This is a genomic window from Massilia genomosp. 1 (genome assembly GCF_011682185.1).
Lineage (GTDB): Bacteria > Pseudomonadota > Gammaproteobacteria > Burkholderiales > Burkholderiaceae_D > Telluria_A > Telluria_A rubra.
Genome location: NZ_WHJF01000041.1, coordinates 45539 through 55390, shown reverse-complemented (window position 1 = coordinate 55390; position 9852 = coordinate 45539). Strand labels below are relative to the sequence as shown.

Sequence of the window (9852 nt, the reverse complement as noted above, 5' to 3'; positions counted from 1 at the left end):
TGGCTTCGGTGACACCGGGGTCAGACCCCTAAAAGAAGAACCGGGGTCTGACCCCAATTCTCCACCGCTCTTGCAACAAAATCAGATGTCGGCTTCGGTTTCGTTGCCATGTTCTTCGATCCAGGCGCGGCGGGCGGCGGCTTCGCCTTTGCCCATCAGCATGTTAAAGCGCGCCGAGGCGTCAATGTGGCTGAAGTCGCCCAAGGATACCGGCAGCAAACGCCGCGTGTCCGGGTTCATCGTGGTTTCCCACAGCTGTTCCGCATTCATCTCGCCCAGGCCCTTGAAGCGCGAAATGCTCCAGCTGCCTTCTTTCAAGCCTTCTTTCATCAGCTTGTCCTGGATCGCCACCAGCTCGCCATCGTCGAGCGCGTACAGCTTCTGGATCGGCTTCTTGCCGCGCGCCGGGGCGTCGACCCGGTACAGCGGCGGGCGCGCCACGCAGATGTGGCCGGGCGCGAACAGGGCCGGGAAGTGCTTGAAGAACAAGGTCAGCAGCAATACCTGGATGTGCGAGCCGTCCACGTCCGCATCGGACAGGATGCAGATCTTGCCGTAACGCAGGTTTGAGAGGTCGGGCGTGTCGCCCACGCCGTGCGGATCGACCCCGATCGCCACGGCGATATCGTGGATCTCGTTGTTGGCGAACAGGCGGTCGCGGTCGGTTTCCCAGGAGTTGAGCACCTTGCCGCGCAGCGGCAGGATGGCCTGGAATTCCTTGTCGCGCCCCATCTTGGCCGAACCGCCCGCCGAGTCGCCCTCGACCAGGAACAGTTCGTTGCGGCCGATGTCGCTCGATTCGCAATCGGTCAGCTTGCCCGGCAAAACGGCCACGCCCGAGGATTTTTTCTTTTCGACTTTTTGCAGCGAGCGCAGGCGCGACTGGGCCTGGCGGATCACCAGTTCGGCCAGCTTGCGGCCGTATTCGACGTGCTGGTTGAGCCACAGTTCGAGCGGCGGCTTGGCGAAGGTCGACACCAGCCGCACCGCGTCGCGCGAGTTCAGGCGTTCCTTGATCTGGCCCTGGAACTGCGGATCGAGCACTTTGGCCGAGAGCACGAAGGAGACGCGCGCGAACACGTCTTCCGGCATCAGTTTTACGCCTTTCGGCAGCAGCGCGTGCATCTCGACAAAGCTCTTGACCGCGCCGAACAGGCCGTCGCGCAGGCCCGATTCGTGGGTGCCGCCGTTCGAGGTCGGAATCAGGTTCACGTACGATTCGCGCACCACCGCGCCTTCTTCGGTCCACGCCACCACCCAGGCCGCGCCTTCGCCTTCGGCAAAGCCGTCCGACTCGCCGTTGGAATACTGGGCGCCTTCGAACACGGGAATGACGGTGTCGCCGCTGGTACTTTGCGCCAGCATTTCATTGAGGTAGCCGCGCAGGCCTTCGTCGTACTTCCAGGTCGTCACGTCGCCGGTCTTGGCGATGGTGAGGGTGACCGTCACGCCGGGCAGCAGCACCGCCTTGGAGCGCAGCAGGCGCGCAAGCTCGACCTGCGAGATCGCCGGCGAATCGAAATATTTCGGGTTCGGCCAGGCGCTCACGCGGGTGCCGCTCTTCTTGCCGTCGCGCGGCGCCGGGATCGACGCCAATGGCTCGATCACGTCGCCGTCGGCGAACACCATCTTGTGCAGGCCGGTGCCGTTGTCTTCCTTGCGCCAGACCGTGATTTCCAGGCGCGAGGAAAGCGCGTTGGTCACCGACACGCCGACGCCGTGCAAGCCGCCCGAGAAGGCATACGCGCCGCCCGAACCCTTGTCGAACTTGCCGCCCGCGTGCAGGCGCGTAAAGACGATTTCCACCGTCGGCACGCCTTCTTCGGGATGCAGGCCGACCGGGATGCCGCGGCCGTCGTCTTCGACCGTGATCGAGCCGTCCGCATTGACCGTCACGCCGATATTCTTGCAATGGCCGCCGAGCGCTTCATCGGAGGCGTTATCGATCACTTCCTGGATGATGTGCAGCGGATTTTCCGTGCGGGTGTACATGCCCGGACGCTGTTTGACGGGTTCGAGTCCCTTGAGGACCCGGATGGAGGATTCGCTGTAGTCGGATGCAGGTTTTTTGGTGGCCATATCTAAGTTCTTTATGCGGATGCCTGCGCATTCTATCTTGTCAGCCGGAAAAGAAGCCAAATTTGAGCGCGCTGAATGTGCTTGCCAGCCCGGACGATTGTGGTTAGATTTGTACGCACACCAACAGGTGTGGTCAAAACTATTCCATAAGTTGCTAAAAATGCATTCAAAAAGGCAGTCTCTGAGCGTTCGCCTGTTGGGCTTTCCTTCTTCCGAAGGGGCCGAGCTGGGGACGGCGCTGGCCCATCCCCCGCGCGACGGCCCGTCGTATTCTTGCTTGCTGGGCGACAGTTTGCAAGAGCCGGACCTGATGATTGCCAACGGCGACGACCTGAGCGCGCTGGCCGCCTTGCTGGCGTGGCAGCCGGACCGGCTGCGTCCCGGCCTGGTGATCGGTTCGGCCGGGATGGACTTTCCCTGCGCGCAGCTGGCGCGGCCCCTGGACATGTTCCAGATGTTCAAGCAGCTCACCGAGCTGGGACGCAAGCGCGCCGAGGCGGTGAAAAACATGCCGGCGCCCGTCGCCGCGCCGCAGCACGAGCGGCGCCGCCGCATCCGCCTCGATCTTGACGTCACCGACCCGGCCGAGTTCATCAAGATGCGGCGCCCGGCCCCCGCCGGCGCGGTGCTCATCGTCGACAAGCGCGGCGCGCTGCGCGACCATGTGGCGCGCCTGCTCGCGCCGCACCAGGTGGCGGTGGAGTGGACCGAAAGCGCGGTGGCGGCGCTGCGCCTGTGCGCCGAGACGCCGGTGGCGGTGGTGATGATCAATACCTCCACGCCCGGCGTCGATCCGTATGCGCTGTGCAGCGAGATCAAGCGCCAGGACGGGGCCGAACGGATCGCCGTGGTGCTGCTGGTGAACCAGGCGTCCGGCTACGATACGGCGCGTGCGCGGGCGGCCGGGGTGCGCGGCCTGCTCGACAAGCCGATGGCCGACCGTCATCTGCTGGCGGCGCTCAAGAAGCTGCTGTCGCTGCCGGCTTAGGAAGTGACAGTCACAATTTTGTTACAACTTTGAATCGTGCGCCCGCATGGGAGCGCTATATTTAAGGCATGCCCGATACTGACAAGCCCCTGTTGCCCACCGCCGTTCCCGATCCTTCGCCTGTTCTTCCGTCCGGGCAGGAGACCGATACCGGTGTCCATGCGCCGCGCGTTCCCGACCGGCGCGCCGCCGACGCCCTGCCGCGCTACCAGAAAGACAGCGACACGCCGCTGGCCCTGGCGCGCCGCGTGCTGGCCTCGCGCTGGCGCAACCTGCGCGACAAGATCGGCCGCGACTTCATGCGACGCACCTTGCGCATCGGGGTCTCGGCGCGGATTTTCCATCCCGAGCCTGGCTCGACCGGCCTGCGCAGCAAGAATTTGCAGTACCTGGAGGAGTCGATTGCGCAGTGGGTGATGTCGCGCGATGTGCTGGTGTTTATGATTCCCACGGTCAATACCAACGGCTTGCTACATCCCAGTAACATCACCTTGCGCCATTACGCGCGCCATCTCGACGGGCTGGTGCTGCAGGGCGGGGCCGACGTGTCGCCGCAGACGTATTCGGAAAGCCCGACCCGGCCCGAATGGAGCGGCGACCGCGCGCGCGATGTGTACGAGCTCGAACTGCTGCACGAATTCGTCGATGCGGGTAAACCGGTGCTGGGCATTTGCCGGGGGTGCCAGTTGATCAATGTGGCGTTCGGGGGGACCTTGTACCAGGACGTGGCGACCAATGTGCCGGCGGCGCACGCGCACGTACACAGCGATTACGACGCGCACCGGCACAAGGTGATTTTTCCGTCGGGGTCGTCGCTGGGACGCATGTTCCCGGACGTGCGGCGGCCGGTGGTCAATTCGATTCACCACCAGGCGGTCAAGGACCTGGGGCGCGATATTTTGGTGGAGGCGATGTCGGACCCGGACGGGATTATCGAAGCGATCCGCTATCAACGGGCCAATTTTGTGATGGGATTGCAGTGGCACCCGGAGTTTCACCGGGCCGGTGGAGTGGATCTGCTGGACTGCACGCCGATCCTGGACGAGTTCTTGCGGGCGGCGCGCGAAACGCGGTTGTAATCGATATCCCGTCGTTCCCGGCCTCGGCGGCCCCCTTGGCGGGAACCCAAGTTCGTTCCGTAGTTGTTGGCCGCGCGACGAACTTGGGTTCCCGCCGAGGGCCGCCTTGGCGCGGGAACGACGTAGGCTAGCGCTTGCCCCTGAAGCGCCGGATCGCCGCATTGACCATCCCCTCGGCGCTGCCCTGTTCCTCATACTGCCTGCGTAAATACGTCGCGTCGCTGGCCTCCTGCGCCGCCGTCGACAAATGCCTGAGCGCCCCCAAGCTGCCCAGCGCTTCGCCGTGAGGCTCTATCTTCCTCAACGTCGTCAGGATATCCTCGCGCAGCGACATCGTCTCGTAGGTCTTCGGATGGGTAATCGCCCCATCGAGCCCGAAGCGGCACGCCTGGAAGCGGTTGAAGTTATACACAAGATAGTCGTCTTCCACCGGCGGCTCTTCGCGCCGCTCCAGCAGATGGCGGCACAGCGCCTGTAAATACCCGGCCAGGGCCGCTGCCCGTTCCACCGTCAGCGGCGTGTCGCACACGCGCAGCTCGATGGTGCCGTACTCCGGCTTGGGCCGCACATCCCAGTAAAAATCCTTCATGCTCTTGATGATGCCGGTGCCTTCCATCTTCGCAAAGTACACATTCGCAAATTCGTCCCAGCTCAATGTAAACGGCGCGCGCCCGCTCATCGGAAACGCAAACACCGAATTCAAACGCGCCGAATCGAACAAACTGTCGTGCCCCTGCACGAACGGCGACGAGGCCGACAGCGCGATAAAGTGCGGAATATACCGGTTCAGCGAATGCAGCAAGAACATCGCATCGTCGCCCGAGGCGCAGCCGATGTGCACGTGCTGCCCGAACACCGTGAACTGCTTGGCCAGGTAGCCGTACAGGGACGAGAGCTCCTGGAAGCGCTGCTTCGGATAGATTTTCTGCTCCGACCAGTGCTGGAACGGATGCGTGCCGCCGCCGCACAAGCCGATATTGAGGCGGTCGCCCGCCGCCACCAGGATATCGCGGATCTCCAGCAGTTCGGCCAGCAGCGGCAGGTGGCTCGAATGCACGCTCGAATTAATCTCGATCATGCTCTCGGCGATTTCGGGCGTCACATTGCCGGGGAAGGGCTTTTGCGCGAGCAGGTGCAGCAGGTCGGGACTGGCGGCGGTCAGGTCGAAGTCCGACAGGCTGACCAATTGCAGCTCCAGTTCCACGCCAAAGGTCAGTGCCTTGGAAGTGGCAAACGGTTCAAGCGCCATCTCAGGCCTCCGTGGTTTCGCGGGCCCAGATCAGGGCGCGCTGGATGATAATGGGGCCGAATACTTCGAGCATCATGGTCACCGCGGCCATCGAGCGCAGTTCCTGCACGTCGATCCCGCGCGAACGCGCATGCTCGAGCAGCAAAATGACGAACACCGACACCGGCGCGAGCGCGAGGCCGGTCAGCGCACCTTTGCGCCACGAGATGCCGGACAGCTGCGAGAAGACCGTCACGCCCAGCGTCTTGGTGAGCAGGCGCACGATCACCACCGTCACCGCCAGGGCGCCGCCGGCCATCAGTTCGCGCCATTCCAGGGTCGAGGCAGCGTACACGAACAGCAGCACGGTCAGCAACTCGCCGAGCGCGCCGAAATTGCGCTGCGCGCCGCTGAAGGCCACGCGCCGGTGGCGCGCCGTCAGGCCGAAGGCCAGGGTGGCCATCACCGGCGACAGGTGCATGGTATAGGTGATCGAGACGATCAAGATGACGGCCAGTGCAAAGGCCACCGTGGCGTCCTGCGCCAGGTTGCCGAGGTGGCGCAGCATGGCCGGCACCACCACCCCGAACACGGCGCCGATGACGCCCGAGATCAACAGCGCAACCAGGCTGTTGATGGTGGCGTCGCCGATGTCCGACGAACTGTGGAACAGCCAGAAGCCGACGATCACGTTAAACGTAAACACCGACAGCACGCAGTTGATCGCCGACAGGTGCAGCACCCGTTCGGTCACCTGGCCGGAGCTGCGCTGTTCATTGATGATGCGTACCACCGTGGCGGGCGAGGTGGACATGGCGAGCGAGGCGAGCATCAGTGCGGTCATGGTGCTCACGCCGAACCACAGGGCGACGAAATACACGGCCACAAAGGTGCCCAGCGCTTCGACCAGCGAGGCCATCGCGAACCAGGGATTCATGCGCAGCCAGCGCAGGTTGATGCGGTAGCCAAGTTCGAACAAAATCAGGCCGAAGGCCACGTCGGCCATGAACAGGACCGTGCCCGTTCCGGAGGTCGATGCGGGCAGCACGCCGATCTGGGTGCTGGCCAGCGCAAAACCGACAATGCCGTAGAAGCTGATGCGCGGCAGGCCGGTCCAGCGCTTGCCGAATTCGCCGGCCATCCAGGCGATACAGATCGCGAAGGGCCAGGCGAGATTGGTGAGGATCGTCAGCAGATCGGGCATGAATTCCTTTCGTTCCACCGGTCGATGGGTGCGCCAAGATTCTACAAGACGAGGCCGTGCGCACGATTCCGCATCACGAAAAATGTTGCCCAAAGTGCAAGCGGGCGCTCCGGGCAGCGCCGCAACAGGCTATTGGGCTATTTGCTCAAGGTGCGCATGGCGCGCTCGAGGCCATCGATCGTCAGCGGGAACATGCGGTGGCTCACAATCTGGCGGATCAGCGATATCGACTGGCGGTACTGCCACACGCCTTCCTGCTCGGGATTGAGCCAGGCGAATTTGGGGAAGGCATGGCAAAAACGCGCCAGCCAGGCGGCGCCGGCTTCTTCGTTGTTGTATTCGACCGAGCCGCCCGGATGCAACACTTCGTAGGGGCTCATGGTGGCGTCGCCGACGAAAATGAGCTTGGTGTCGGCCGGGTACTTGCGCAGGATGTCCCAGGTCGGAAAGCGCTCGGCGTTGCGGCGCCGGTTGTTCTTCCACAGGTAGTCGTAGACGCAGTTATGGAAGTAGAAGAACTCCATGTTCTTGAATTCCGTCTTCGCCGCCGAAAACAGTTCTTCGGTGCGTTCGATATGGTCGTCCATCGAGCCGCCCACGTCGAGCAACATCAATACCTTCACCTTGTTGCGGCGTTCGGGCCGCATCTTGATGTCCAGGAAGCCGGCGTTGTTGGCGGTGGCGTGGATGGTGGCGTCGAGCGCCAGTTCGTCCTCGGCGCCTTCGCGCGCGAACTTGCGCAGGCGGCGCAGCGCCACCTTGATGTTGCGCGTGCCCAGTTCGCGTTCGGCGTCGTAGTCGCGGTAGGCGCGCTGTTCCCACACCTTGACGGCGGTGCGGTTGCCGCCCTTGCCGCCGATGCGCACGCCTTCCGGATTGGTGCCGCCGTTCCCGAACGGGGAGGTGCCGCCGGTGCCGATCCATTTGCTGCCGCCTTCATGGCGCTCTTTTTGTTCCTTGAGCAGTTCGTTCAGGCGGTCCATCAGCTTGTCGTAGCCGAATTTTTCGAGCTGGCGTTTCTGCTCGTCCGACAGTTCGCGCTCCATGCGCTTGACCAGCCAGTCGAGCGGAATGGCGGCATTGGTCTCGAAGGCGGCGTTGATGCCCTTGAAGTACTGGGCAAAGGCGCGGTCGAATTTGTCGTAGTGCGCTTCGTCCTTGACCAGGGTCAGGCGCGCTACATAATAGAAGTCGTCCATCGATGCGCCGACGACGTTGCGCTGCATCGCTTCAAGGAGCGTGAGGAACTCCTTGATCGTGACCGGGATTTTGGCGTCCTTGAGGGTAAAGAAGAAGTCGATCAGCACCTTATGTTTCCCCCCTCGCCCCCGCGCGTTGCAGCTGGTAGTGCAAGTGCGACTTGATTTCGGGCCATTCGCCGCGCGCGATGCTGTACATGACCGTGTCGCGCACGGTGCCGTCGCGGCGCACCGCGTTGTGGCGGATCACGCCATCTTTTTTGGCGCCGAGGCGCTCGATGGCCGCCTGCGAAGCGTGGTTGAAGTTATCGGTGCGCAGGCCGACCACCGCGCAGCCGAGCGTGTCGAAGGCGTGCGAGAGCAGCAGCAGTTTGCAGCTGGTGTTGACATGGCTGCGCTGGCGGCTTTTGGCGTACCAGGTCCAGCCGATGTCGAGCCGGTCGACCTTGGGCAAAATGTCGTGGTAGCTGGTCGAGCCGACAACGTGCCCGCTGCCGATGTCGATCACGGCGAAGGCCAGCCGGTCGGGCGTATCGAGGGCATGGCCGATGTACTGCTCCACGTTGTGCGGCTCCGGCACCGAGGTGACGCGGATGTTCCACAGTTCGCCGTCGGCGGCGGCCGCGCGCAGGCCCTCGGCGTGCGCCAGCGACAGCGGTTCCAGGCGAACCCCGTTGAACTCGAGGGTGAGGGCGTCGACCTGGATCATCAGCGGTTGGTCCGCGACATATATACCAGGCGCTCGAACAGGTGTACGTCCTGCTCGTTTTTCAGCAGGGCGCCGTGCAGCGGCGGCACGATGGCCTTGGCGTCATTGCTGCGCAGCGCTTCGGGCGGGATGTCTTCGGCCAGCAGCAGCTTGAGCCAGTCCAAAAATTCCGAGGTCGAGGGCTTTTTCTTCAGGCCCGGCACGTCGCGCACTTCGTAGAAGCTTTGCAGCGCCTGCGCCAGCAGGTCTTGTTTCAAGGTCGGGTAATGCACCTTGACGATCTGCTCCATCGTGTCCTTGTCGGGGAATTTGATGTAGTGGAAGAAGCAGCGGCGCAAGAACGCGTCCGGCAGTTCTTTTTCATTGTTCGAGGTGATGATCACCAGCGGGCGGTGCTTGGCCACGACCATTTCGCGCGTCTCGTAGACGTAGAACTCCATGCGGTCAAGTTCGCGCAGCAGGTCGTTGGGGAACTCGATGTCGGCCTTGTCGATTTCGTCGATCAGCAGCACCACCGGCTCGGGCGCGGTGAAGGCTTGCCACAGCACGCCCTTGACGATGTAGTTGTGGATCTCGCGCACGCGCTCGTCGCCGAGCTGCGAGTCGCGCAGACGCGACACCGCGTCGTACTCGTACAGGCCTTGCTGGGCCTTGGTGGTGGACTTGATATGCCACTGCATCAGCGGCATGTTCAGGGCGGCCGCGACTTCTTCGGCCAGCATGGTTTTGCCGGTACCCGGCTCGCCCTTGATCAGCAAGGGACGCTGCAAGGTGAGGGCGGCGTTGACCGCCAGTTTCAGGTCGGCGGTGGCGACGTAACTGTCCGAACCCTGGAAGCGGTGCGCCTGCGAAGTCGATGCGTGCATGTGCGTGTATGGTCAAAAGTGGAATTATTTCGAGTATATGCCAGAACCGGAAGGGCGGCACTGCAACACCGTGGAAGTGGACGGGTCACGTCAGTTCGGTTAAACTCTCAGGTTGATAGTGCAAAACATAATAAGTTTGCACGTGCGATACCCGATTATCACTTACCCTCGCCACCATGAAAAAACTCATCGCACTCCTCGTGCTCGCCTGCGTCGCGAACGTGTCCGCCGCAGCGGACATCGTTGGAAACGCCAAGGCTGCCAAAGTTGAACAATGTATCGGCTGCCACGGCATCCCCGGTTACAAAGCGACTTTCCCCGAAGTCTATCCGGTGCCGATGATTGGCGGCCAGTCGGCCAAGTACATCGAAAACGCGTTGAACGCCTATAAAAAGGGCGACCGCAAACATCCTTCGATGCGCGGTGTGGCCGGCAGCATGACCGACCAGGATATCGCCGATGTCGCTGCCTACTACTCGCAGCAAGTGAAAAAATAAGGA

The 9852-nt window shown here is 62.8% G+C and carries 9 protein-coding genes; 3 read left to right on the top strand and 6 right to left on the bottom strand.

Annotated elements, in window-relative coordinates:
* Nucleotides 1-81: 81 nt before the first annotated feature.
* Nucleotides 82-2079, bottom strand: a complete 1998-nt coding sequence (locus F1735_RS16775; RefSeq protein ID WP_167237990.1) for a DNA topoisomerase IV subunit B — start codon at nt 2077-2079, stop codon at nt 82-84.
* Nucleotides 2080-2275: 196 nt separating this feature from the next.
* Here F1735_RS16775 and F1735_RS16770 point away from each other — a divergent pair, with 196 nt between their 5' ends.
* Nucleotides 2276-3067, top strand: coding sequence for a response regulator (locus F1735_RS16770; RefSeq protein WP_229505821.1), 792 nt, complete (start codon nt 2276-2278; stop codon nt 3065-3067).
* Between the two features lie 68 nt (nt 3068-3135).
* A complete protein-coding gene (locus F1735_RS16765; protein ID WP_229505820.1) occupies nt 3136-4146 on the top strand; it encodes a gamma-glutamyl-gamma-aminobutyrate hydrolase family protein in 1011 nt (336 codons plus the stop codon).
* Nucleotides 4147-4273: 127 nt separating this feature from the next.
* On the opposite strand, the gene F1735_RS16760 is transcribed toward F1735_RS16765, so the two are convergent.
* From F1735_RS16760 to F1735_RS16740, 5 genes are all read right to left on the bottom strand, one after another.
* Nucleotides 4274-5395: a YbdK family carboxylate-amine ligase gene (locus tag F1735_RS16760; RefSeq protein WP_167237988.1), complete on the bottom strand. Its 1122-nt coding sequence runs from the start codon at nt 5393-5395 to the stop codon at nt 4274-4276.
* A gap of 1 nt (nt 5396) precedes the next feature.
* Nucleotides 5397-6578: a cation:proton antiporter gene (locus F1735_RS16755; protein WP_167237987.1), complete on the bottom strand. Its 1182-nt coding sequence runs from the start codon at nt 6576-6578 to the stop codon at nt 5397-5399.
* Between the two features lie 137 nt (nt 6579-6715).
* The gene (locus tag F1735_RS16750) at nt 6716-7885 is read right to left on the bottom strand and encodes a vWA domain-containing protein (RefSeq protein WP_167237986.1); all 1170 of its coding nucleotides are present in this window, start codon (nt 7883-7885) and stop codon (nt 6716-6718) included.
* A gap of 1 nt (nt 7886) precedes the next feature.
* Nucleotides 7887-8486, bottom strand: coding sequence for a GNAT family N-acetyltransferase (locus tag F1735_RS16745; protein WP_167237985.1), 600 nt, complete (start codon nt 8484-8486; stop codon nt 7887-7889).
* Complete coding sequence (locus tag F1735_RS16740) at nt 8486-9352, bottom strand: AAA family ATPase (protein WP_167237984.1); 867 nt, start codon at nt 9350-9352, stop codon at nt 8486-8488. The genes F1735_RS16745 and F1735_RS16740 overlap by 1 nt, the downstream gene beginning before the upstream one ends.
* A 176-nt stretch (nt 9353-9528) precedes the next feature.
* Between F1735_RS16740 and F1735_RS16735 the strand changes: the two genes are divergently transcribed.
* The gene (locus tag F1735_RS16735) at nt 9529-9849 is read left to right on the top strand and encodes a c-type cytochrome (RefSeq protein WP_126076226.1); all 321 of its coding nucleotides are present in this window, start codon (nt 9529-9531) and stop codon (nt 9847-9849) included.
* Nucleotides 9850-9852: the final 3 nt, after the last annotated feature.

Bases quoted from the DNA above. Each gene is read 5' to 3' on its own strand.
- F1735_RS16775 (WP_167237990.1), bottom strand. From the start codon at position 2,079: ATGGCCACCAAAAAACCTGCATCCGACTACAGCGAATCCTCCATCCGG.
- F1735_RS16735 (WP_126076226.1), top strand. From the start codon at position 9,529: ATGAAAAAACTCATCGCACTCCTCGTGCTCGCCTGCGTCGCGAACGTG.
- F1735_RS16745 (WP_167237985.1), bottom strand. From the start codon at position 8,486: ATGATCCAGGTCGACGCCCTCACCCTCGAGTTCAACGGGGTTCGCCTG.
- F1735_RS16755 (WP_167237987.1), bottom strand. From the start codon at position 6,578: ATGCCCGATCTGCTGACGATCCTCACCAATCTCGCCTGGCCCTTCGCG.
- F1735_RS16765 (WP_229505820.1), top strand. From the start codon at position 3,136: ATGCCCGATACTGACAAGCCCCTGTTGCCCACCGCCGTTCCCGATCCT.
- F1735_RS16740 (WP_167237984.1), bottom strand. From the start codon at position 9,352: ATGCACGCATCGACTTCGCAGGCGCACCGCTTCCAGGGTTCGGACAGT.
- F1735_RS16760 (WP_167237988.1), bottom strand. From the start codon at position 5,395: ATGGCGCTTGAACCGTTTGCCACTTCCAAGGCACTGACCTTTGGCGTG.